The organism is Ruminiclostridium sufflavum DSM 19573 (assembly GCF_003208175.1).
Lineage (GTDB): Bacteria > Bacillota > Clostridia > Acetivibrionales > DSM-1351 > Ruminiclostridium > Ruminiclostridium sufflavum.
Window position 1 is genome coordinate 52,715 of the sequence record NZ_QKMR01000013.1, and the last position, 26,171, is coordinate 78,885.

The window sequence follows — 26,171 nt, forward strand, 5'->3', positions numbered from 1 at the left end:
TTGACTTTAGTTTAAGCAATGGAGTATAATTTTACGTGTTCATTAATTAAACACATGAGAGTGATAACATGGATAAAAAATATATTGTTTTGAATGAAATAGGTAAAAATCCGGAAATTACTCAAAGAGAGCTGTCAAAAATAATACGCTGTTCTGTAGGAAGCATAAATACTCTTTTAAACAAGATGGTAAAAGAAGGACTTATTAAATTAAAAAGAATGCCGATGAACAGAATGCTCTATATGCTTACCCCTATAGGAATTGCGGAAAAGCTGCAAAAAACCAGCAGTTATATAAAGAGTAATTATAAATATATAGTTGAGACTCAGGCTAAAATTCGCTTTGAGCTGGAGAATCTAGCTAAAGAGAATGAAGAAGTCTATTTAATAATTGAAGAAGATGAAATAAGTGAGCTTGCTAAAATATCATTAAAAGATATCGCAAATATAAAGTTTATTACAGATAAAGATATTTGCGATAAATCGAAAACAGTTGTAACATTAAGTATTAAAAACTATAATAGGTTTAAAGAAGAATATACAAGGTTGATAAATTTGTTAGAGCTGTTATAATCGGCGGAATGAGTAACTGTGATTAGATTAAAAATATTATTAAAGAAACTATTATACATATTAAAGGAGTAACGACAATGGCTGAAAAGATTTGGTTAGCATCTCCGCATATGAGTGATGAAGGCTATGAGATGGAATATGTGCAAGAAGCATTTTATACTAACTGGATAGCGCCTCTTGGACCTAATGTGACAGGATTTGAAAATGAACTGGCGGCAAAAGTCGGTTCTAAGGCGGCCTTTGCGACTACTACAGGAACTGCGGCTATTCATCTTGCACTTAGGTCAGCTTGTGTGAAAGAGGGGGATATTGTCTTGTGCCAGTCATTAACCTTTTCAGCTACTGCAAATCCGATTATTTATGAAAAGGCTGTTCCGGTTTTTATTGATAGTGATTATGCCACTTGGAATATTGATCCAGTGATGCTGGAACAGGCCTTGATTGAATATGGTGATCGCGTGAAGGCAGTTGTGGTAGTTCATCTTTATGGGCTGTCAGCTGATATGGACAAAATTGTTGAGCTTTGCAGGAAATACAATGTTGTTCTGATAGAGGATGCAGCAGAAGCCCTTGGCACGTATTACAAAGGAAAGCACACGGGTACCTTTGGAGAGTTTGGAGTATTTAGCTTTAACGGGAATAAAATCATTACTACTTCAGGCGGTGGGATGCTTGTCTCGGATAATGAAGAAAAAATTACAAAAACTAGATTTTGGGCAACCCAGGCTCGTGACCATGCAAGGCATTACCAGCACAGCGAATTAGGATTTAATTATCGGATGAGCAATGTAGTCGCCGGAATTGGCAGAGGGCAGCTCAAGGTGCTAGAGCAACGGATTGCAAAGAAAAAATACATATTTGAGTTTTATAAGCGGGAACTAGGGCAGTTAGAGGGTATTGACTTTATGCCTATCAATAGCTGGAATATGCCGAATTATTGGCTGAGTGTAATTCAACTGAATGGAAAGGTTAGACCTTTAGATGTAATGGAAACATTAGAAGCGAATAATATTGAATCAAGGCCTGTGTGGAAGCCGATGCATCTTCAGCCATTCTTTGCTGAGTTTGACCATATCGGAGGGGATGTAAGTGAAAAGCTTTTTAAGAATGGTGTTTGCTTGCCGTCTGATACGAAAATTACTGATAATGGTTTAGAAAGAATTTGTAAAATTATTAAGGGGCTGTATAGATAGATGAAAAGAAAGAAGGGGTTTTACGAAAGGTTTATAAAAAGGCCGCAGGATTTTGTGCTTTCCGGTATTGCACTTATACTATTGAGTCCGTTACTTTTTATCGTTGCAATTATAGTCGGAGTAAACCTTGGCTGCCCTGTATTATTTATTCAAGTTAGGCCAGGCCTTAGTGAAAAGGTATTTAAAATGTATAAATTCAGAACCATGACTGATGAAAAGGATGAGAATGGAGAGCTATTACCGGATTCGGTAAGGTTAACAAAATTTGGGAGGATACTTAGGGCTACAAGCTTAGATGAATTGCCTGAGCTTTTGAATATATTATGTGGCGATATGGCTGTAGTTGGCCCCAGACCTTTATTAGTTCAATATTTAGAACTTTACAATGAGAACCAAAAAAGGAGACATGAAGTAAGACCCGGTTTGTCGGGATATGCTCAAGTCAAAGGGAGAAATGCCATCAGCTGGGAAGATAGGTTTAAGCTAGATGTCGAGTATGTTGATAATGTGAGCTTTATTGGAGATTGGAAGATTATTTTTCTCACTATTAAGAAGGTATTTATGAGGGAAGGTATTAAATCAGATAATTCAGTTACCATGGAGCCTTTTAGAGGGAGCAAGATTGAATGTTAAAAACTTCAATATTATTTCAGAAAGGAATGTAGCAAGCGTGAAAGACAAGTTAATTATCATTGGTGCCAGCGGGCATGGGAAGGTTGCCGCTGATATAGCGATAAAGATGAATAAATGGAAGAGCATTGCTTTTCTTGATGATGATAACGCAATTGATGAAGCCTTAGGATTAAAGAACATTGGCAAAACAGTTGATGCTATGAAATATAAAGATGAATCAGAATTTTTTATAGCTATTGGGAACAATACGACGAGAGAAAAAATACAAGAGAAGTTCATTAATGAAGGATTGTCGATGGTAAGCTTAATTCATCCAAGCGCTGTTATAGGATTCGCTGTTGAAATAGGTATTGGTACTGCTGTTATGGCAGGAGTTGTCATTAACAGCCTGACTAAGATAGGGAAGGGCTGTGTCATAAATACGAGCTGCAGCATAGACCATGACAATGTTATTGAAGATTATGTCCATATTTCCCCGGGGGCTAAATTGGCTGGCACAGTAGGAATTGGAAAGGGAAGCTGGATAGGAATAGGAAGCATTGTAAGCAATAATTTAAACGTTTGCAGTGACTGTAAAATAGGCGCGGGTGCCGTAGTGGTAAAGAATATTACTGAACCTGGAGTATATGTTGGAGTTCCAGCAAGGAAGATGATGAAATAGATGGGTGCGAGGTTTTGTAAATGAATGGGGATGTTTTGGTAATAGCGCATTTTTGCAGCGATTTTGATGGAAAAGGTAATAACAGGTTCAACTATTTAGCGGAGCTTTTTGCTGATAATGATTTCAGTGTAGAATTAATAACCTCCGATTTTTCTCATAATAAAAAAATGAAAAGAGAAAAGGACATTTTACTAGATTTGAATTATAAGGTAACTTTAATTGAAGAGCCTATCTATAAAAACAATGTATCATTAAAGCGATTTTACAGCCACTGTACAATGGCTAAAAATCTAAAAAGGTATTTAAAGTATAGGAAGAGACCTAATATAATATATTGCTCAGTACCTTCCCTGGATGTTGCTGCTGCTGCTGCCGAGTATGCAAAAAAAAATAATATAAAATTCATAATAGACATTCAGGATTTGTGGCCTGAAGCTTTTAAGATGATTTTCGATTTTTTCGTAATAAGTGATATCCTTTTTTATCGAATGAAAAAGAAGGCGGATTATATTTATAAATCGGCAGATGAAATTGTTGCAGTTTCTAAAACATATTTAAAGAGAGCTTTAGAAGTTAACAGTAAAGTTCATGAAGGGAAGGTTGTATTTTTAGGAACAGATCTAAGCAAATTTGATGAAGCATTTATTAATAACAAATACCGGAATAAACCGGAAAATGAAGTTTGGATTGTCTATGCAGGAACTTTAGGTTACAGCTATGACTTGTCTTGTGTTTTTGATGCAATGGAAATCTTAAAAAATAAGGGTGTTAACAATTTGAAATTTATTGTTATGGGAGATGGACCGTTAAAGAAGAAATTCGAGGACTATGCAGAAAGTAAAAAGGTTAATACTTTATTTACAGGCAGATTGCCATATAACGAAATGGTGGGAATTCTCGGAGTGTGTGATATAGCGGTTAATCCTATAAGAAAGGGTGCAGCAGCGAGTATAATTAACAAGCATGGAGACTATGCGGCAGCAGGTTTGCCAGTAATAAATACACAGGAATGTATGGAGTATAGAAATTTAGTAGATGATTATAAAATGGGATTGAACTGCAATAATAATGATGCAATAGATATAGGTGAAAAGTTAATGACCTTATTGAAAGATAGTGAATTAAGAAATAGAATGGGAAGAAACAGCAGAGAATTAGCAGAACAAAAATTTGATAGGCATAAGACATATTTGGAAATAATTAAGTCTTGAGAGAGTGTGGCTGATATGGTAGGAATAAAAGATATAAAAAGATTGTTTTTAGTAATTATTTATAAAATATTTTTAGAATTTTCATATTTAAAGCTAATTAATCCGATATGGGGATACATGGGCTTCAACTTGGATATTAATTATATTAAATTAATTGAAACGTATATATTGTTAATTATTATTTATATTATAGTACCTAAGTCAGACTTTAAAATTTCCAATGTATTTTTACAATTTTTATATTTAATGATGATTATTCCAACTCTTTCAATATATGCGATGAAAAATGAATCAAGAGTTTTTTTATATGCATTTGTTATAGGGTTTTTAATAACAATATTAACTGTTAAATATATGCCTAAGATAAAACTTATAAGAATAAAAGTATCAAAAAAACTTTTCGTTCTTATGCTATTTCTTATAACTATAACAACATATTTTTTGATAATAAAGGATAATGGTATGCCTACGTTAGGAGCACTTAATTTATTTAATGTATATAAAATAAGAAGCGAATTTGTTTCTTCATTAAGTATAATTAATTATTTATTGATGTGGCAAGCTAAGATTATAAATCCTTTTTTAATTGGATATTTTTATTATAAAGGAAAATATAAAAGCATAATACTTGTAATATTATTTCAAATAGTTTTATTTTTATTGACTGCCTATAAAAGTTTTCTTTTTTCACTTGTATTAGTACTTGGTTCGGTTTATTTGATAAAGATTAAGAAGTTTTACACAATATTTGCAGGGGGTATGGTATTAATAGTATTAAGCTCATTTGTTTTAGGAATTTTCAAGATTAGTGATTACCCAACGTCGTTTATAACAAACAGAGTTCTATTTGTACCTGCTCAGAACTATTTTTTCTATTATGATTTTTTCTCGGATAATCAAAAAGCATACTTAACTCAATCGATAATTGGAAATATATTTGGACTTAAAGAAATTTATAATACCAATATCACTTATATGATAGGTGAATTATATTACGGTTCTTCCAAGATGATGGTTAATACTGGTTATTTAGCTGATGCATATATGAATTTTGGTATTTTAGGTATGTTGTTTTTTTCAATATTGCTTGGAATTATATTTATTTTGATAGACCAAATATCAAAAAGAGTTGATAAAACCATTGTTGTAGCGACCTTTATTTTTCCTATTTATTCATTAGTAGATGGAGCTTTGCAAACATCGTTATTAACGCATGGGCTGCTTATTTCTATTATTCTTATATATTTTATTGATAATAAGATGTTTGATACTACAACAGATATAAAAAAGTCTACATTTGATAATATTTAGATGTGTTAGTGAAAATATAAAAGGGAAATATTCACTTTAACTCTGTGAATTAAGGAATTTTAATGCTTACATTTTTTATAGACTTAAACATTAGGAAGACTAATTAATAAAGGAGAATTGATAGCTATGAATAATCTGAAAAAAATTCTATTAAATAAAACAGCTACACTAGGTGTAATTGGCTTGGGATATGTAGGACTGCCCTTGGCTGTTGAAAAGGCTAAGGCGGGCTATAAAACTATAGGATTTGATATACAAGAAGCTAAAGTTAAAATGGTGAATAGCGGCAAAAATTATATAGGTGATGTAGTAAACGAGGATTTGGAAAAACTTGTAGAGTCTGGTTTGTTATCGGCTACAACAGATTTTTCTAAGGTAGCTTCTGCTGATTGTGTATGTATAGCTGTTCCGACACCGCTTGATAAGCATCAACAACCGGATATTAGTTATGTCAGAGCTTCAGCAGAAAGTATTGTCCCATATATGCACAAGGATATGCTAATTGTACTAGAATCTACTACTTATCCAGGTACAACAGAAGAACTTTTGAAGCCTATACTTGAGAAGTCTGGTTTTAAGTGCGGGGAGGATTTTTATCTGGCCTTTTCACCTGAAAGAGTTGATCCGGGAAACCTAATTTATAAAACAAAGAATACGCCCAAAGTAGTGGGAGGGATAACTTCAAATTGTACAGAAGTTGCTGCTATAATGTATGAGAACATTTTAGAAGCGCCTATTTATAAAGTTTCATCTCCTGCAGTTGCAGAGATGGAAAAAATATTAGAGAATACATATAGGAATGTAAATATAGGTTTAGTAAATGAATTAGCTATATTATGTAACAAGATGAGAATTAATATTTGGGAAGTAATTGAAGCTGCGAAGTCTAAACCATATGGATTTCAAGCTTTTTATCCTGGGCCGGGTCTTGGAGGACATTGTATACCATTAGACCCATATTATTTATCTTGGAAGGCCAGGGAATATGGATTCCATACGTCGATGATTGAATCTTCAATGATGGTTAATGATAGAATGCCAGAATACTGCGCAGAGAGGGCAAGCAAAATATTAAACAGATATAAAAAGGCAATGAATGGGTCTAAAATTTTAGTGCTGGGTGTTGCATATAAGCAGGATGTTGATGATTATAGAGAAAGCCCTGTAATTAGAGTAATAGAGGAGCTTGAAAAAGAGGGCGCAGATGTTGCTTTCTTTGATCCATGGATATCGGAATATAGAGATCACGGCAATGTGAAAAAAGGTGAAACAAATCTCACGGTTGAATTGCTTAAAAGTGCTGATTTAGTAATGATAACTACTGCGCATTCCAATGTAGACTATGAATTTGTACAAAATAATTCAAAAATAGTTTTTGACACAAAAAATGTAATGAAGAAGGTTAAGAACAGAGAAAATATAGAGTTATTATAGGAGGTAGCTGTCATGAGTATCAAATATGCATTAATTGGGTGCGGACGTATCTCACCTAATCATATAGTGGCTGCTGCTGAAAATAATCTTGAAATTACAGCTCTATGTGATATTATACCTGAAAATATGAAAGAGAAAATATGCAAATTTAATCTTAATAAAACTACCGGTAGATATACTGATTACAGAGAAATGCTTCAGAAAGAGAAACCGCAGCTTGTAGCAATTGCTACAGAAAGTGGTAGGCATGCACAGATTGCTCTTGACTGTATAGAGGCAGGCTGTAATATTATTATTGAAAAGCCCATTGCGCTATCTCTTGAAGATGCTGATAGTATTATAAAAAAGGCAGAGGAAAAAGGCGTAAAGGTTTGCGCCTGCCATCAGAACCGCTTTAATAAGTCAGTTCAAAAAATCAGGGAAGCATTGGAAGCAGATAGATTTGGCAGACTATTTTATGGGACTGCTCATATAAGATGGAATCGGGGAGAGGACTATTACCGGCAAGCTCCTTGGCGGGGTACATGGGAGCAGGATGGAGGTGCATTAATGAATCAGTGTATACATAACATAGATCTTCTGCGTTGGATGATGGGTAACGATATTACAGAAGTTGTTGGTATGACAGATAGGCTTAACCATAGTTTTATTAAAGCAGAAGATTTAGGAATTGCCCTTATCAGGTTTGCCAATGGCAGTTATGGCATAATAGAAGGGACAACAAACATATATCCTGCTAATCTTGAAGAAACATTATATATTTTCGGTGAAAGAGGAACAGTTAAAGCAGGAGGGAAATCTGTAAATGTGATTGAAGAGTGGCGCTTTGCTGATGCAAAGGACAATCCTGATGAAGTGAAAGCCAGATTCCACGAAAACCCACCTAATGTATATGGGTTTGGACATAATCCTCTTTATGGGGACGTTATTGATGCTATCATAAACGACAGGCAACCATATGTTACAGCATATGACGGAAGAAGGGCTTTAGAACTTGTTCTTGCGGTATACAAATCAGCTAATGAAGGCATAAGTGTTAAACTGCCTATTAAAAAATGCAGTACAATGGACTTTAAGGGCAGATTTGATTAAATAAGGTGGGGGGATTTATGTGAGTAGGGTATATACAATCTTGCTTACTTCGGCAGGTGGACTAACTGGGATATATTTGTGCAAGCATTTTAAAAAAAGTTCATCATATAGAATTATAGCAATTGATATGTCAGAAGCTGTACCATTAAAAATGTGGGTAGATGCTTTTTATGTTGTTCCAGCTATAAAAAGCAGAAATTATTTAGCAGTTGTTAAAGAAATTATTTTAAATGAAGGTGTAGATATAATTATTCCTGTTACTTCATATGATGTGGATTTTTATAGTCAAATAAGTATACGGGAAGAGCTTTATAACATAAAGATGCTGTTGGTGGATTTTCAGGTTAATGATATTTTGAGTAATAAAAAATTTTGCTATGAATACTTAGCATCTTTAGGAATAAGAACACCAAGAATTTATAGAACACCTGAAGAAGTGATGTTCCCATGTATTTTAAAGCCTATAATAGGTTCTGGAAGCAGAAATGTGATTAAGATTGAAGACCAAATAGATTATGAGTATTGGTCTCTAAGAATGGAAAACTATATTTTAATTGAATATATTGATGGCAAAGAATATACGGTGGATTGCTTGTTTGACAAAGAAGGAAAGTGCTTAGGCGCAAATGTTCGTGAGAGGGTTAAAATGAATGGTGGCGGTGCAATAGTAACATGTAATGATTATTCACAAAATATAGAAAGTGTAATTCAAATAATGGAGAGGATAGAAAAACTTCGGGGTCCTATTAATTTTCAATTTAAAAGGTTATTAAATGGAGAGTGTTGCGTATTTGATGTTAATACAAGATTTGCATCAGGAGGTCTTCCATTAACTGTTGAGTCCGGATTTGATATTCCTAATAAATTGATACAAATTATTCTTAATGAATATACAGAAAAATGGTATCCGGAGAAAATGTATAACGGTTATACCATGATTAAATACTACGAAGAATTTTTCATTAATTCACTATGAGTAAGACTGCATATATTGATTTTGACGGGACTGTGGTTGATGTCATGCATCGTTACCATGGTATTCTTGCAGAATATTTACATGTTAATGCTTTTTTAAACCTGAGTTTTGAAAAGTATTGTTTGTATAAACGGCAAGGCTTTAAAGATCACATTATCGTCGATAAAATTTTCGAAGGTTTTAAAATTGATATTGAGCATTATGTTGACTATAAACGAATAAATTTAGAAAGCAATAAATGGTTGAAAGTAGATACTGTAATCGGATCACCGCAAAGGGCTTATAAACAATTAAATGAGGCTGGATTTAAGATTTACCTTCTTACCCAGAGAAACTATAAAGAAAGGTTAATTAATCAAGTCAAATTGCTTAATTTAGAGGATTCATTCGATGAATATATTGTTTTGATGCCTTTACTGGGACAGAATGCAAAAGCGGAATTTTTAAAGAATAAGGTTAATTCCGGAGATATTATTATAGGTGACAGTCCCATTGAAATAGAATGTGCTAATATGTTTGATATAGCAGGATTTTTTGTTGAGACAGGATTATGGGGTAAACAATTTGCAAATTGTAAAGTACAGGTTTTTGAAAATTATAATGCAGTCGTAGATTTTTTAACAAGTAATATTTAATTCGCAATAAAGTTATTAAAAAGTAACTATAATAAGCTTGTAAATATACAATTGGTTTATACTAATAGTTAAAGGCGGGAGAGGAAATTTTGGAATTCAGAGATTTAAAGGCACAATATAAAAAATATAAAAATGAAATAGATTTTGCAGTGCAGGAGGTCTTGGAAAATGCAAACTTTATCGGAGGTAAAGAGGTTTTAGAACTAGAAACACTATTAGCTGAATATGTTGGTGTTAAGCACTGTATATCATGTGCGAATGGTACCGAGGCAATGACTATTGTGATGATGGCATTGGGAATTAAAGAGGGAGATGCGGTTTATGTACCGGACTTTACTTTTTTTTCAACGGGAGAGATAGTCTCTTTTGCGGGTGCAACTCCAATATTTATAGATGTAGACAGAGAGACTTTTAACATTGATACTGAAAAGCTTGAAAAAGCAATTCAGCAGACTGTTTTAGAAGGTAAATTAACTCCGAAGGTTATCATTCCTGTTGATTTATTTGGCCTTCCTGCAAATTATACTGATATTATAAGAATTGCTAAACGATATAATTTGTTAATATTAGAAGATGGTGCACAAGGCTTTGGTGGAAGCATTAACGGTAAGAAAGCCTGTAGCTTTGGAGATGCCGCAACTACTTCATTTTTTCCAGCGAAACCATTGGGATGTTATGGAGATGGCGGAGCAATTTTTACAAATAATGATGAATTGGCAGAGCTTATAAACTCACTGAAGATTCATGGTAAAGGTGTCAATAAATATGATAATGTGAGAATTGGAGTTAATTCTAGACTTGATTCTATTCAAGCAGCGATCCTTAAGGTAAAATTAACAGCCTTTATTAATCATGAACTCGAAGATGTAAATAACATATACAGACTTTATACAGAAAGATTAAAAGGTATTGTTGAAATACCATTAATCCCGGAAGGTTATGTATCTAGCTTTGCTCAGTATACGATTAAGTTAAAAAATAGGGAACAAAGAAATTTCCTGCAAGCTAAGTTGAAGGAAGAGGGCATTCCTTGTATGATATATTATTTAAAACCAATGCATAAGCAAAAGGCATTTAGTGAATTGGCATATAATGATGATTATTTTGAAGTAACAAATGAGCTTTGTGATTCGGTATTATCCTTACCGATGCATCCTTATTTGAATAAAGATGATGTGGAAAGAGTCTGCAATCTAATTGTAAAAATATTGAAATTGACAACTATGTAATTGTAGAGCTTATAGGAGGATACTTAATGGAAAAAGCAATAATGATTGTAACTAATAGATATGATCCTGATGTAAGGGTTCATAAAGAGGCAAAGTATTTAAGGAGTAAAGGATTTGATGTTGAAGTTTTATGTTGGGATAGAGAAGGGGAGTATATTAATAAATCAAATGAAAAAATAGACGGTATTGTCATAAGAAGATTTTTTCCATACGCGAAGTATGGAACGGGAATAAAGCAACTAATAGCATATATTAAATTTATAATAGAAATTAAAAAATATCTTAGTAAAGTTGAGTATAGTTATTTACACTGCCACGATTTAGATGGAATCATTGCAGGCTTTTTTTTAAACAAAGAAAAAGCAAAGTTAATATTTGATATGCATGAGTTTTATGAAGTATTATGGAAAAACCAGAAGCTGAGGTATATTATAAGATCAATAGTTTCATTTTTTCAAAATAAATCTGATGCAATTATTTATGTTAATGAAGAGCAAATGAAGGTGACTAAACAAAAGTATAGACTCAAATCGTTTTATTTGCCTAATTATCCAGATGAGGAATATTTTAAAGACATAAAAAAGAGCTATTCTGATAGTCTTAGGATAGCATATATTGGAGCTGTGAGGCAATCCTTTGAGCTAAAGAATCTTATGGATGCATGCAAAGATTTAAAAAATGTAGAAGTTATAATACATGGAATGGGAGTAGCTTACAAATATTTACGTAGCATTGAAGCTAACTATAATAACGTTAAAGTAACAGGTACTTATAGTGTATTTCAAATTGGAGAACTTTATAGAAATACAGATATTTTATATGTGGTATATCCGATGGATACCGCCCAAAATAGGCTGGCGTTTCCAGTTAAATTTTATGAAGCTATCTTAACTAAAACTCCAGTTATTGTAAGTAAGGGTTCTGTCATAGAAGAATTTGTTAAGGAACATAATATTGGGCTATCAGTTGATGGAAATAATACTGAGGATATTCTGAAATGTATTAATAATATTGTTAAAAATAGAGATATACTAGATTTGCAAACAAAAAATATATCTAAAATTCAATTTTGGTATACTTGGAATAAGGTTATCAACCATTTAGATAAGATATACAATATAGGTTGAGTATATTACAATTTTTTTTATATAAATGGTCAGAGCATAAAGCCATATATAGTAAATATTTGTAGTATAGATTGGTATTTAACATTACATAATTTTTGAAAATAGGGTAAAATTAATGGATTTTTTGTCCACATAGGTACAAATAGGTACAAAAATATTACTTTGATGATATTGAAATGGGTGAATAAGGATATGAATGAAGAAAAGTTTAAGTTTATTAAAGCGGATAATAAAACTTATCCTTGGTATTGTATAGATAAAATTGCTTTTAGAGGATATTTTTTTATTAATGGGGTTTTTTATAGTAAGAATGATGCAGTTAATAAGATTCTTGAATTGATTGATTCAATGGGATTTGATAGAACCCTTGCTATGTTAAATGGCTTTTTTAGTATAGTTTATAATGACAGAGAGATTACTTATTTTGCTAATGATAGGCTAAGGGCTTTTCCTTTATTTTACTCCAAGATAAATAATATGGTTATTATCTCAAGTGATATTAATAAAATCATACAAATAACTAATGACAATCATCGTATAAGGTATAATAATGAATCAATTAATGAATTTAAGATAACCTCCTTATTTGTATCTGGAGAAAAGACTCTTATAAATGGAATATATCAAGTTGAGGCTGGTCAAATAATAACTCTGGTCAAAAAAACAAATTCAATTACAAAGCGTTTTTATTTTAGGTATAATCATGATAATTTGTTAGATATATCTGAAAAGTATATAAAAAATAAATTAAAAATAGATTTTAATAGTGTTTATTATGAAGAAACAGGAAGAGACCTCGTAGAATCTCTTAATGGAAGGACAGCTGTAGTCCCGCTTTCTGGTGGTGCTGATTCCAGAATGATAGTATCAATGCTAAATAAATTTCATTATCATAATGTGATTTGTTTTACTTATGGAGATATTGACTCATCGGAAACGATGATTTCAAAGAAAGTTGCCAGTGAATATAATTTTGAGTGGCATTTTATTAAATATGGCAAAAAAACATGGAAGTGGCTTAAAGATCAAGATATATATAATAATTATTTGAACTATGGCGGAAGTTATACTTCATGTCCTCATATACAAGATTTTTATGCTGTTTATTACCTTAAAAGGGAAGGAATAATTCCAAAAGATTGTGTCTTTATACCGGGACATTCTGGTGATATGTTAGCTGGCAGTCATATTACAAAAGATTTTATTGAATCTAATTATATAGATCAATCAAAGCTGGCAGATTTAATAATCAAAAAGCACTATCCATATATTGATAAAACAAAATTGCCAGTAAATACTATTAAAAACGATATATTAAAGAATTTGATTAAAAAAGAAAAGTATAGCTCAGAAGAGGCAACAAATGAATACGAATTTTTTGACATTATTGAGAGACAGGCTAAATTTATATGTAACTCTGTTAGAGTATATGAGTTTTTTGGATATGAATGGCGGATGCCATTGTGGGATAATCGTTTGATAAATTTTTGGTCTGGGCTTCCTATTGATATGAGATATCAAAGGAAATTTTACTTTGAGGCAATTGGTAATGAAAAGATTGAGTCTACTAATGATAAAACAGCATACAAAAATATTACTGCTTTTATTCGCAATAGAATTCCTTTTCTAAGAATTATATCTAGGTATATCTTTAGAGCAAAGGATTATTATTTACATCCTTTCAAATGGGGACAGATAGTTACTTTTAATAAGTATTTATTTTATTTGCTAGAAGGGGGAGAATATTTTGAAATCAACTATATAATCATGAAGGAATATCTAGAAAAATTAGGAAAGAATTTGGGGAAATGAAGAATAAAAGTTTAATAAAAATAACAATATTTGTTGCTGGAATTTCAGTGATAGGGAAATTAATTGGTTTTATAAGAGAAGCAATAATTGCAGCATATTTTGGGGCGAATAATTTGACGGATGCGTATTTTTTAGCTCGCAATATGCCGGCTTTACTATTTCCGGCAGTTTGCAATAGTATATCTACAGCATTTTTGTCTGTTTTCATCAGTAAGGTATTTAGAGATGGAGAACATGAAGGAAATAAATTTGCAACAAAAGCATTAATTGTTACGTTGACAATTTCAACTATATTGAGTGTATTTGCATTTTTAATAACACCATATATTGTTCCGATTTTTGCACCTGGTTTTAATGCGGAAACAGAAAGAATAGCAATTTTGTTGACAAAAATTACAATGGCAGCTTTTACTTTAACTATGGCACAATATATGTTTACTGCAATTTTAAATTCAAAAAAACTGTTTTATAGTGCTCAGATTTCTGGAGTACTTAATAATATATTTATTATAATTATTATTTTGGCATTTGGTAGAGATGGAGATGTTCAAATTCTGACATGGGCTACTATAGGAGGTTTATTTGTTCAAGTCATAATTTTATTGTTTTTTACAAAGAAGGCATTTTCCTTTGTAATTGATGACTGGAGCCTGTTCACATTAGATATTAAGAAGATGTTAAAGCTATCTGGACCAATACTATTAGGAAATAGCATTGTTCAACTTAGTCAAATAGTTGATAAAATTTTAGCTTCAGGATTAATGGTAGGTGCGGTATCCGCATTATCATATACAAATTCATTAAGTTCAATTGTAACTTCTGTTTTTATTGTTTCACTGTCAACGGTGTTATATCCTGCATTGACAGAGAATGCATCAAGAAATGATTATGATAATTTTTCAAAAAATCTTATGCAGAATTTAGTTCTGTTAGTGGTTGTTCTAGTTCCGATTTCAATTGTAACATACATTTACTCAAATGATATAATTTCAATAGTATATTCTCGAGGCAAGTTTGATAAAGTGGCTGTACACCTAACAAGTACTGCTTTATCATATTATTCTATAAGTTTTGTTTTTATAGCGATACGTGAAGTTATAAATCGAGGATTTTATGCTATTGGGGATACAAAAACACCTATGAAAAATGGGGTAATATCTGTTGGCTTAAATATTATTTTTAGCATCATATTAACAAGATACATGGGAATAGGTGGTATTGCATTGGGGTCATCAATAGCAGCTGCATTGTCGTCCTATATTTTATCCAAAAGCTTACAGAGGAAAATTGAACAAGTAAGGCTATCCCAATATCTTGAAACTCTTACTAAGATATTTATATCAGCACTTATTACTATATTTATTGCTTTTATCGCATCAGCTGCTTTAAAGAGTGCTGGTTCAATAACTAGGTTTGTATTTGCAACTTTTATTAGCTTTAGTGTGTATGTTAGTGCTTTGTACCTTTTAAAGTGCAATGAAATTTTGTACGTTATAAGACGTTTGAGAAAAAAAGTAAGTAAATAAAGATTTAAAAAACAAAATCGGGAGAAAGCATCTATTAGTAATACGGGGTTGCATGGAAGGCATACAAAAGAAGAGGTCTTTACCTAGTTTATTAAATGTGTATTCAATTACTAAAGACAATTACGATTAATTGACTTAGGCATAATCAGTTCTATATATTTACAATATTCAGGAATGTTTATTAATTTATCTATACTTAAGTTTAGGTCCGTGATTAAGAATGCTATACAGCTTGAATTAATATAGCGTAAATGTTATAATACCATAGTTGTATTTAAAAATCTTTAGCTTAAAATAGGTATTATTAATTAAATGCTATGTGAATTTATATTTTTATATAAAAAATAATAAACCGATTAATGCTCAGTATGCCTTTACATTATACTTAGTACTTGAGCGAGAGAAGGGAATGGAATTATTATTATGAATGAAGGTCAGAATTATGATTATGAAATAGATTTAAGGGAGCTCTTGCTGGTTTTGTGGAAGAAGAAGCTTATAATAGTAAGCTTTTCGCTTGCAGGTGCAATCCTAGCAGGCTTGCTAAGTATATTTGTGATAACTCCCGTTTATAATACGGATTTAAAAATAGATCTTAATATACCCGAAACATATATTACAAAGTATGGTGAATACAAATTGCCTGTTTCAACTAACGGACAGTACATGAACTTAATTACGAGCAACGATGTTATTTTGAATACTATGAATGACATGGGGTATAAGCGCGGAGAAGATATGACTATAAAAGAGTTGAAAGAAAAAATATCTATGGGGGACATTGATACAAAGAATTCTTCGCAAAATGTTTTTGACGTAAAGGTATCGGCAAAAAGTGCCGAAGAATCTTTAAAATTTGCAAAAACATTGTATAACAATTATTTTGAATATGTTGATATGCTTACCAGAGACAGGGCTGTAAGCTATTATTATGACAGTTTCAGTGCCGGTTTAAAGGGGCAGGAGGTTATACTGGAAAGTACTAAGAAGATTTTAGCGGAGAATAAGGCAGTTCTTGTAAAAACGCCGGAGACAATTAATCAAAGTGCATTAGTTGCTAAGGGTAATAATATTGTGATTGAAAATATCATTAATCCTGCATATGTAAAGCTTCAAGAAGGTATAGTTGAAAATGAGCAGTTGATAATTTCGACGGAGGATAGTATAAGAGTTTTTAAACAAAATTTGAAAGAGCTTGATATAGAAAAAAAGGCCATTGCAGAGTATTATGAAACAGGAATATCTGAGGAACAGGAGGGGAGCATAGTAAATATTGCTAAAACAAATATTTATTTATTATCATCCCCGGTAGCTCCGATTGCAAAGACAAGTCCGAGCAATGGACTTAACGCTGTAATTGGGCTAGTTATTGGTGGTATGCTGGCTGTTGTGCTGGTTTTGGTTAAAGAGTACTGGCTAAAAAAAGGACAGAACATATAAAAGCTTATGAAAAGTATTTATGCCAAAGAGTTTGTGTCAAATGATACAAGCTTTTTTGGACTTCACTAAAGTTCAGATTGCTGATATAATAAAGAGGGTTGATTAAAGCTTAGTTAAAGGAGGAAATGATTGCAAAATGAAATACAAAATAAGAGCTCTTTCTTTACTAGTCTTAGATATCCTTTTTGTGAATGCATCTCTTATACTGGCTTATTTCTTAAGGCTGGATGATATTTTTAGCAATCCTGATTACACTAATTTTATAAACGAAATTCCAAAATTAATTATTATAATATCTATTGTAAAGATAGGTACATTTATAGCCTTCAGACTTTATAACAGCCTATGGAAATATGCGGGTGCTTATGAGCTGTCCAGAGTTATTCTGGCTTCATTGGTCAGCAACAGTTTTATGATGGGATTTGTATTTCTCACAAGAACTCCGATACCCAGAAGTATTTTTATAATTACTTTTTTTATAGATTGCTTCTTTATCAGTGCAATAAGATTCGGCTACCGCTTATTTAGGCATTTCCTGAGAGGGGATATGCTGCTTGTTAAGAGTACGAAAAAGGTAATGCTGATAGGTGCGGGTGATGCAGGTGCTGCACTGATCAATGAATATCACATGCATCCTGAGCTTAAAAGCACACCTGTAGCGATAATAGATGATAATCAGGGAAAGCAGAACAGGAAATTAAGCGGTGTTCCTATTGTGGGGACAAGGGCGGATATAGTTAAGGTAGCAGAGGACAAGATGATAGATGAGATTGTAATTACTATTCCGTCAGCGCTTCCTAAAACAATTAATGAGATATATACTATTTGCTCGAATACCAAGTGCAGAGTTAAAATATTGCCGTCTCTTTCTCAGCTCATAGATGAAACAGTTTCTGTGCAGAAGATACGTGACGTAAATATCGAGGACTTGCTGGGAAGAGATGCAATAAAGCTTGATAATAACGAGATTGGCAGTTTAATTAAGAACAATGTAGTTATGGTTACAGGGGGCGGAGGCTCCATAGGCTCTGAATTATGCCGGCAGATAGCCACATTTTCTCCAAAGCGCCTTATAATACTGGATAACTATGAGAATAACGCTTATGATATTCAAAATGAATTGTTAGCCAATTATCCTAAGCTGCAACTAAATACAATTATTGCAAGTATAAGAGAAAAAGGAAGGCTTGACAATATTTTTAAGACCTTCAGACCGGATATAATATTTCATGCAGCAGCTCACAAGCATGTTCCTCTGATGGAGGCCAATCCTACTGAGGCAATAAAGAATAATATTTTTGGAACACTGAATGTTGTTGAGTGTGCAGATAAATACAGTGCGAAACGCTTTGTTATGATATCAACCGATAAGGCGGTAAACCCGACAAATATTATGGGGGCTACAAAGAGAGTCGCTGAAATGGTTATTCAGGCATTTGCAAAACAAAGCAAAACAGAATTTGTAGCGGTAAGGTTTGGAAATGTGTTAGGCAGCAACGGAAGTGTAATACCGCTTTTTAAAAAGCAGATAGAGCAGGGGGGGCCGGTTACGGTGACCCATCCTGAAATTATCAGATATTTTATGACAATACCTGAAGCAGTACAATTAGTTTTACAGGCAGGTGCTATGGCTGAAGGCGGAGAAATATTTGTGCTGGATATGGGTGAGCCTGTAAGAATATACGATTTGGCAAGAAATTTAATAAAGCTGTCCGGGTTTGAACCGGATGTTGACATCAAGATTGAATTTTCGGGGCTAAGACCGGGGGAAAAGCTGTATGAAGAGCTGCTGCTTGCCGAAGAAGGAGTGCGGGCTACCAAGAATAATAAAATATATGTTGCACAGCCTTTACATAGTGATATGGCTATTTTAATGCGTGAAATTGATTGTCTTAAGAATATTTTGCTGACAAATTCTGATGAAGTAATGGATTATATGAAGGTTATAGTGCCAAATTATAAGCAAAGCTCTTAGATATGCATTACATAAGCGGTAGAAGGTTTAAAGCCATATAGGGAAATTATCGGATTTAGCATAAATATGATAAATAATTGATATGCTAACAATGATTTTATTATTTTAAATAGTTAAATATATTATTTGCAACATTTTATAAAAAATAACGTCTAATTATTAAAATCAATTACATTTTAGTTACAAAATATTAATTTTTTATTATTGCCGGTTATGATATAATGCTAATGTATTGTAAAATTATGTATTATTGCCTTGGTTTCAAATTTTATTGTTAGGGGTGCTATATTGAATAAAAAGATATTAATTGTGGATGATGAAAAAAATATTGCCGACATTTTAAAGTTCAATTTAAAAAAAGAGGGATATGATACCATTGAAGCTTATGATGGAGAAGAAGCCATTAACTTAGCATTGTCACAAAGCCCGGATCTTATTTTGCTAGATATAATGTTACCCAAAATAGATGGTTTTACTGTATGCAGAAAGCTCAGGCAAACAATTTCGACTCCGATTCTGATGCTTACGGCAAAGGAAGAGGAGGTAGACAAGGTGCTTGGACTTGAGCTGGGTGCAGATGATTATATAACAAAGCCTTTCAGTCCAAGGGAACTTATGGCTCGCGTTAAAGCAAATCTCAGGAGGACTGCATCAGGAGAACAGATTAGTGGTGAAGATAGACCGCATGTAACAAAATACGGAGATTTGTCTATAGACATTGACCGGTATGAGGTAAGAAGAGGCGAGACGGTTATTGAGCTGACACTTCGTGAATTTGAGCTGGTTAAGTTTTTAGCTTCGCAGAAAGGAACTATTTTTTCAAGGGAGACACTTCTTGAGAAGGTATGGGGCTATGAGTATTATGGAGATGTCAGAACTGTAGATGTTACTGTGAGAAGAGTTCGAGAGAAGCTGGAGGTTGATCCTGCAAATCCTCAATATATTATTACAAAGCGCGGAGTAGGATATTATTTTAATGTTTAACATAGTCAGACAGTTCTATGCTTACATTTTGCTAAGCATAGAGCTTTTTGCGTATGTGAAAATTAAGAGGAGATAAAATGAAGTTTTGGAAGAATTTATTAAAATTGCTGCGGAGTTTGCAGTGGAAGTTAGTATACATTTTTATCTCAATGTGTATAATTTTGGTTTGCGTGGTATATATAGGCATAAATTCCGGGCTTCAAACAATATATTTTCAGAATTTTACCGAGAACATTGATAAGGGCTATGAAAACTGGAAGGAATACAGAGGTATCACAGATTCAAATAAAGAACGGTTAACAAATGATATTCTTTTAGATTACTTCAGCGGCAACAGTGATGACAGATTTTTCGGTGTAAATCCCAAGTACCTTAATATAACTATTATTAATACATCCAAAAGGAATATTGCATTTTCCAAAGCTATACTGTATTCATCCGATGAAAAGACATATCCTAATTATCCGGAGGAATATGGAAATCAGCTTTTAGTAAAATCTGTAATTCTATCAACCATATGGGCTGATGGAGAGTTGAATCAATCCGGACAGTTGGGTCAGAATAAGGAGCTTATTAAAGTAAATGCAGAAAACCAGTATTTTGAATATATACTTTTTCCGAAAGGACAGCAGGGAAATGTTGTGTTCTATTTTACCTACCAAAAAGATGCATGGGAAGGAATTCTGGCAAAATTTAATACACTTATTTTCTATTGTGCCCTTGTGGCTGTCCTTTTGTCGCTGATTCTGGGATATTTGCTGTCTAAGACTATTACTTCTCCGATAATAAGTGTTATGCATAAGGCTGAAAAAGTAGCAGAAGGTGATTTTGATCAACAGCTGACAGTTAAATCGGAGGATGAGATAGGCAATCTTACAAAAACCTTTAACTATATGGCAAAGGAGCTGAAAAATACTCTTTCTGAGATATCAAGTGAGAAGAATAAGGTTACTACAATTTTAAATTATATGGCTGACGGTGTACTGGCATATAATCTTAAGGGCATTGCTATCCATGTAAATCCTGCGGCGAGCAAATTATTGGGAGAAGATATAGAGGGCAAGTCTTTTGGAGAATTTGCCGAGGATGTAGGCTTGGATATTAAGCTTGAAAATATAGTTTATTTTGAAGAATCAACGGTCAGGGAATCGGATACTATTATAAACGATATGTATGTTAAGGTATACTTTGCAGTTTTTACAGATACTAATAAAAAGCCTGAGGGAGTTATTGTTGTACTGCATGATGTAACTGAGCAGCAGAAGCTTGACTGTATGAGGCGTGAATTTGTGGCTAATGTTTCTCATGAATTAAGAACACCTATAACATCTATAAAAAGCTATACGGAGACGCTTTTGGACGGAGCTGTTGAGGATCATGAAACAACAGAGCACTTTTTAAATGTAATAAATGCCGAGGCTGATAGGATGACAAGATTAGTTAAGGACTTATTGCAGTTATCAAGATTAGATAATCAGCAAATGAGCTGGAAAATAGAGAAAGTCGCTATTAATGATATGGTGAAGGATATCGTAGGCAGAATGCAGCTTCAGGCTGTTCAGAAGAAGCAAAAGCTGGAAAGCTATGTAATTGGGGATATACCAAGTATAAATGCAGACAAGGACAGACTTGAGCAGGTAGTTGTCAATATTATCAGCAATGCTCTTAAATATACTCCTGACGATGGTATAATTACAGTGTACGTGGGGAAACTCATTAACGACATTTATATAAAGGTTGCCGACACCGGCATCGGCATACCTAAGGAATCCTTGCAGCTGGTATTTGACAGATTTTACAGAGTAGATAAGGCCAGATCCAGAGACCTTGGAGGCACAGGTCTGGGCCTTTCAATAGCCAAGGAGATCGTTGAGGCGCAAGGAGGCACTATAACCATTGCCAGTGAGGTCGGAAAAGGAACAGAAGTAACGGTAAGGCTCCCGCTAAACTTGTAAATTTATTTTAAATACGGTGTAATGGAATTGTAATAGAATATATATTATACTATAGGTAGGGAGTTAGAGGCAAGATTTAAAGCTGTTAAGTCTTGGAAACAAAGAATCAGGATGTCTGAGATTGAGGTGAGTATCATGAAATTTAAATTTATAACTTTTATTATAATTATTGCAGTTATGTTACCGTTATTTATGGTTCCGACTCTGGCGTCTTCAAATGTAGTCGATATTTCAAGGCCTGATGGGAACGAGATTGTTACTAAAGAAGTTTTTTCTATATGTGGAGTTACTATAGAGGATGAAGCGTACATAGAGTTTTATTACAAGGACAAAGAGGCCGATCAGTATAAGCCTTTACTGACAACAGAGGGTAAATATTGTTTCAAGGTCGGTAAAATTTTCGGCAAGGATATTGAGCTTAAATATAAGGGTAAGAACGAAATAAGAATTAAAGCTTATACAACTGCAACGAAAAATGATCCTCAAATCGAGAACTATACAATTACGCTTGTTGAAGAGAAAAAGAAGGAAAATTGGCTTGAGAAAGCATTAAATTGGTTCACAGGCGATGAGAAAAAATAATGAATAGTAAATCAAAAAATATCAAGTTTTACTATGAAAAAGTTAAAGCTATTCTTTTAGTTTGTTTAATAATTCTTTGTATTGTACAAATAGGAATTCTGTGGAGTAATCAATCCTACAGTTCTCCTATTTCTTTATTTTCTAATTCAAATTCAAAAAACTCTTCTCCTGTATCGATCGATGATACGAAGGGGGAGTATTTGCTGCCGTACCGCATAGCGATTTCTACAGGATTTGATGGTGAGCATTATGTTATCCCAAATGGTTCAAAAGAATATACAACGCTTTGGAACGGTGCCAGGCAGTATATTGATCAGGCACTGGAAACAAAGCCTCAGAAAATACAGCCTTTTAATGAAGATGACTGGGGTACCTTGGTGGCAAATAAGCCGTATACTTTTGAGTTTAAAACGCAAATTCCTATCGATATAATTAAATGGACATTAAATATGGAGGACTCAGAAGGTGAAGGCCTGTCTGGCATATATAAGCTTGTGATATGTCCTGATGACTCTGATAACAGCTATGCAGATACTCTATATGTCAGAGATGATAAAAATATATACATATATAGTATAAATAGTGCTAAGAATGACATCTTAAGTTATAGTGTGTTTAATGAAATTTATACAAAGCAGAAATCAGATATTAATTCTAAAAGCTATCAAATGGCCATTGAAAAGTACAGGAAATTTGAAATATCTAAGGATTTATTGAGTGTTTTTTCCGGCAAGCGGCAAGACAGCTATCCTGATTTTATATGTGAGCCTATCAGCGGGTTGGATAAAGAGGAATACTCATATGATGATTTCTATGATATGGCATTGGACCTTTTTGGAAATGCAAGAATTGATTATGATTTCGATGTGGATGTAAATGGCTCAGTGGTATTTAAGAAAGCGGATGGTGTATATAGACTATACAAGAACTCAATTCTTGAGTACAAGTATACGGGAAATCAGACGAATATCGAGGAATTAAATGTTTTGGAAGCATATAAAAAGGCGTTATCCTACCTTTTAGAAAGCAGAAGCCAGAATGATATAATGTCCAACATAACTGTATATTTGAGTTCCATAGATATAAAACAGGGTTCATATATTTTTAACTTTGACTATAGCATTTCCTTGGGAGAAGAAAACGGAGAAGTCCCGATTTTGCTTAAGGATTATAAAATTCCGAATAGTGATAACCAGTTATTAAGCAACGGTATTTCCATAGAAGCTTCCTCAAAAAAAGTTATCAGCTTTAAATGGCTAGCTTTAAAGTTTTATGTTGATAATAATATAGAGAACTATGAATGGAGCTTCGTAGATATGTACAGTAAAATGTATGACAAATATTCTGAACTGAAAAATGAATTTTCTGCAAAGGACTTCGGAATATATTATGTGCTTAAGTATCCTCAAATGCAGGAAAATATTATTACTCCGAGCTTTGTCCTGTTTACGAAGGATGGAGTGTACGATATATTGATGGAAGCTAACAAATAAACTTTTTAGCGGGTGATAGCCTATGGATTGGAAGAATGCAAAGACAATTTTAATATCAGGGTTTTTAATATTGAACATAGTTTTGGCTGTCACCATTTATAATGAGATGAAAATGGATGAAATTCCCCAGCAGACAATCAGTAACACCCAGAAGATTTTAGGACAAAATGATATACATATTGAATGCCCGATACCCAAGTATACAGGAAATGACTATACCCTTAAGTATGAGGAGCAAGCTCTTAGCGAAGGGAAAATAGCGGATGAATTACTTGGAGATAATTATGCAAAGGAAGCCGGCAATCTATATAAAAAAGATTCCAAGAGCCTTGCGATATATGAGGAAGAGGGTTTTGAATATTTTGATACTGAACATAACATTAAAATTAACGGGGATATAAAAAGTGGTGTTGATAAATTTTTAAAGGATACATTTGATAAGATAGGGCTTCCTTTTGATGAGTTCAAACAAGATGGCTATTACCCTGATGTTGAAAATGAAAATGAAGTCAGTATGGTTTACAAAGGCCAATATAAGGACTATGCCGTATTTGACAATTATATTATTGTTGATATCAGTGATTCAAGCATAAGAAGTATTAAATACCACTATAAGAAACCTACCAGTGTAATGATAAAAAAAGATATTTTTGTTATCCCGGCATACGAGATTTTAATTACTGAAATGACTAAATATCCTGGAATAAGTATAACTCAGGTTGATATCGGATTTAAAGGTTATACTAAGAACGATAAGAAAACTAAGACCTCTTATGAGGGGTTGGCGTGGAGAATAAAGACATATAAAGGTGAGGAATACTATTTTAATGCAAGAAATGGTACATTGATGGAGTAAAATAAAAGCTTTTTAATTTTATAATAATTATATTTGTAGTAGAATAATTTTAAACTAAATGATATAATGTTGACTAATGCATAATGTTTCGCATAAAAGATGTCTGAAGGTTGGTGTGGAAGAGGTTGGAGAGGTTTGTTATTAATGGTCCATGTTCCTTGAACGGAGAAGTTAACATTAGTGGAGCAAAAAATGCTGCGGTGGCTGTTTTACCGGCAGCTCTTGTTGTAAATGGTATCAGCAAAATAGAAAATGTTCCAGATATTAAGGATGTCAGAGTATTATTAGATATACTGGGCAAATTAGGTGCCAAAATAACAAAGGAAGATGATAACACCGTTATTTGTGACACACGTGAAGTGGATTGCTGGAAAGCCCCATATGAGCTTGTTAAAAGCATGAGAGCTTCATATTATTTGTTGGGAGCACTTATCGCAAGGTTTGGAAGAGCAGAAGTTTCATTGCCGGGCGGGTGTGATTTTGGCTTTAGACCTATTGACCAACACATTAAAGGCTTTGAGGCAATGGGGGCAGTTGTTGAAATAGAGCATGGCATTGTTAAAATTAATGCGTCAGAAATCAGAGGTGCTCAAATATATTTAGATGTGGTAAGTGTTGGTGCCACAATTAATCTGATGCTTGCAGCTGTAAAAGCAAAAGGGCAGACTATAATTGAAAATTCAGCTAAAGAGCCCCATGTGGTTGATGTGGCAAATTTTTTGAATGCAATGGGGGCAAATATCAGAGGTGCGGGGACTGATGTAATTAAGATAAAGGGTGTTGACCATTTAAATGGCGGTGGTACACATTCGATTATTCCTGATATGATTGAAGCAGGAACATTTATGATAGCTGCTGCGGCAACCGGAGGAGATGTTGTAGTTAAAAACATTATTCCTAAGCATATGGAATCCTTGACTGCAAAGCTGATTGAGATGGGTGTTAATGTGATTGAGGATGAAGATTTTATTAGGGTAATCGGCAAAAATGAGGTTAAAAATGTTAATATAATGACCTTGCCTTATCCGGGATTTCCAACGGATCTTCAGCCACAGATAACTGTGCTGCTTAATATGGCAGAGGGTGTAAGCACGATTACCGAAGGAGTATGGGACTCAAGATTTCAATATGCGGATGAATTGAAAAGGATGGGTGCAAAAATAAAGGTTGAGGGAAGAATAGCTGTTATCGACGGGGCAAATATTTTGTCAGGTGCACCGGTTAAGGCTACGGATCTTAGGGCAGGTGCTGCTATGGTTATGGCAGGGCTGGTTGCAAAAGGACGTACTGAAGTCAGTAATATAAAATATATAGACAGAGGTTATGAGAATTTTGTTAACAAGTTGAATATGCTTGGAGCAGATATTAGCAGGGTTTTGAAGGATGATTAACTTATTTGAACTTGATTTGAAAATCAGGTCTGAATATATAAAAAGCTTGATAGGGGCAACTATTAAAATGAGGTTTGTGTTAA

At 33.4% G+C, this 26,171-nt stretch carries 22 protein-coding genes; all 22 read left to right on the top strand.

The window, feature by feature from the left end; translation table 11 throughout:
• Positions 1–68 precede the first annotated feature (68 nt).
• The 22 genes from LY28_RS11395 (at position 69) to LY28_RS11500 (ending at position 26,088) form a co-directional block, all read left to right on the top strand.
• Complete coding sequence (locus LY28_RS11395) at positions 69–572, top strand: winged helix-turn-helix transcriptional regulator (RefSeq protein ID WP_110462321.1); 504 nt, start codon at positions 69–71, stop codon at positions 570–572.
• A gap of 77 nt (positions 573–649) precedes the next feature.
• Positions 650–1,765, top strand: coding sequence for a DegT/DnrJ/EryC1/StrS family aminotransferase (locus tag LY28_RS11400; RefSeq protein WP_110462322.1), 1,116 nt, complete (start codon positions 650–652; stop codon positions 1,763–1,765).
• The gene (locus LY28_RS11405; RefSeq protein ID WP_110462323.1) at positions 1,766–2,398 is read left to right on the top strand and encodes a sugar transferase; all 633 of its coding nucleotides are present in this window, start codon (positions 1,766–1,768) and stop codon (positions 2,396–2,398) included. It begins immediately after the preceding gene.
• A complete protein-coding gene (locus tag LY28_RS11410; RefSeq protein WP_242981244.1) occupies positions 2,388–3,059 on the top strand; it encodes an acetyltransferase in 672 nt (223 codons plus the stop codon). The genes LY28_RS11405 and LY28_RS11410 overlap by 11 nt, the downstream gene beginning before the upstream one ends.
• 167 nt (positions 3,060–3,226) lie before the next feature.
• Positions 3,227–4,270, top strand: a complete 1,044-nt coding sequence (locus tag LY28_RS11415) for a glycosyltransferase family 4 protein (RefSeq protein ID WP_242981246.1) — start codon at positions 3,227–3,229, stop codon at positions 4,268–4,270.
• Positions 4,271–4,285: 15 nt separating this feature from the next.
• On the top strand, positions 4,286–5,581 hold the full coding sequence (locus LY28_RS11420; protein WP_133250190.1) for an O-antigen polymerase: 1,296 nt from the start codon (positions 4,286–4,288) through the stop codon (positions 5,579–5,581).
• A gap of 126 nt (positions 5,582–5,707) precedes the next feature.
• A complete protein-coding gene (locus LY28_RS11425; protein WP_110462326.1) occupies positions 5,708–7,015 on the top strand; it encodes a nucleotide sugar dehydrogenase in 1,308 nt (435 codons plus the stop codon).
• Between the two features lie 12 nt (positions 7,016–7,027).
• The gene (locus LY28_RS11430) at positions 7,028–8,107 is read left to right on the top strand and encodes a Gfo/Idh/MocA family protein (protein WP_110462327.1); all 1,080 of its coding nucleotides are present in this window, start codon (positions 7,028–7,030) and stop codon (positions 8,105–8,107) included.
• Between the two features lie 19 nt (positions 8,108–8,126).
• The gene (locus LY28_RS11435) at positions 8,127–9,083 is read left to right on the top strand and encodes an ATP-grasp domain-containing protein (RefSeq protein ID WP_110462328.1); all 957 of its coding nucleotides are present in this window, start codon (positions 8,127–8,129) and stop codon (positions 9,081–9,083) included.
• Positions 9,080–9,718 (top strand): HAD family hydrolase, encoded by a 639-nt coding sequence (locus tag LY28_RS11440; protein WP_110462329.1) that lies wholly within the window; start codon positions 9,080–9,082, stop codon positions 9,716–9,718. The genes LY28_RS11435 and LY28_RS11440 overlap by 4 nt, the downstream gene beginning before the upstream one ends.
• 89 nt (positions 9,719–9,807) lie before the next feature.
• Positions 9,808–10,947, top strand: a complete 1,140-nt coding sequence (locus LY28_RS11445; protein WP_110462330.1) for a DegT/DnrJ/EryC1/StrS family aminotransferase — start codon at positions 9,808–9,810, stop codon at positions 10,945–10,947.
• Positions 10,948–10,973: 26 nt separating this feature from the next.
• Positions 10,974–12,074: a glycosyltransferase gene (locus tag LY28_RS11450; RefSeq protein WP_110462331.1), complete on the top strand. Its 1,101-nt coding sequence runs from the start codon at positions 10,974–10,976 to the stop codon at positions 12,072–12,074.
• A gap of 192 nt (positions 12,075–12,266) precedes the next feature.
• On the top strand, positions 12,267–13,886 hold the full coding sequence (locus LY28_RS11455) for an asparagine synthase C-terminal domain-containing protein (protein ID WP_165835553.1): 1,620 nt from the start codon (positions 12,267–12,269) through the stop codon (positions 13,884–13,886).
• A complete protein-coding gene (murJ, locus tag LY28_RS11460; RefSeq protein ID WP_110462333.1) occupies positions 13,883–15,412 on the top strand; it encodes a murein biosynthesis integral membrane protein MurJ in 1,530 nt (509 codons plus the stop codon). Before LY28_RS11455 ends, murJ begins: the two co-directional genes overlap by 4 nt.
• A 423-nt stretch (positions 15,413–15,835) precedes the next feature.
• On the top strand, positions 15,836–16,852 hold the full coding sequence (locus tag LY28_RS11465; RefSeq protein WP_110462334.1) for a Wzz/FepE/Etk N-terminal domain-containing protein: 1,017 nt from the start codon (positions 15,836–15,838) through the stop codon (positions 16,850–16,852).
• 136 nt (positions 16,853–16,988) lie between these two features.
• Entirely contained in the window at positions 16,989–18,827 is a 1,839-nt protein-coding gene (locus tag LY28_RS11470) for a polysaccharide biosynthesis protein (RefSeq protein WP_110462335.1), read from the top strand.
• Between the two features lie 288 nt (positions 18,828–19,115).
• Positions 19,116–19,811: a response regulator gene (locus LY28_RS11475; RefSeq protein WP_110462336.1), complete on the top strand. Its 696-nt coding sequence runs from the start codon at positions 19,116–19,118 to the stop codon at positions 19,809–19,811.
• Between the two features lie 77 nt (positions 19,812–19,888).
• A complete protein-coding gene (locus LY28_RS11480; protein ID WP_110462337.1) occupies positions 19,889–21,766 on the top strand; it encodes an ATP-binding protein in 1,878 nt (625 codons plus the stop codon).
• Positions 21,767–21,901: 135 nt separating this feature from the next.
• Positions 21,902–22,348 (top strand): hypothetical protein, encoded by a 447-nt coding sequence (locus LY28_RS11485; protein ID WP_110462338.1) that lies wholly within the window; start codon positions 21,902–21,904, stop codon positions 22,346–22,348.
• Positions 22,348–23,841 (top strand): hypothetical protein, encoded by a 1,494-nt coding sequence (locus LY28_RS11490; protein ID WP_110462339.1) that lies wholly within the window; start codon positions 22,348–22,350, stop codon positions 23,839–23,841. Before LY28_RS11485 ends, LY28_RS11490 begins: the two co-directional genes overlap by 1 nt.
• A gap of 22 nt (positions 23,842–23,863) precedes the next feature.
• Entirely contained in the window at positions 23,864–24,697 is an 834-nt protein-coding gene (yycI, locus tag LY28_RS11495; protein WP_110462340.1) for a two-component system regulatory protein YycI, read from the top strand.
• A gap of 125 nt (positions 24,698–24,822) precedes the next feature.
• A complete protein-coding gene (locus LY28_RS11500) occupies positions 24,823–26,088 on the top strand; it encodes a UDP-N-acetylglucosamine 1-carboxyvinyltransferase (RefSeq protein WP_110462341.1) in 1,266 nt (421 codons plus the stop codon).
• The last annotated feature ends 83 nt before the right edge of the window (positions 26,089–26,171 follow it).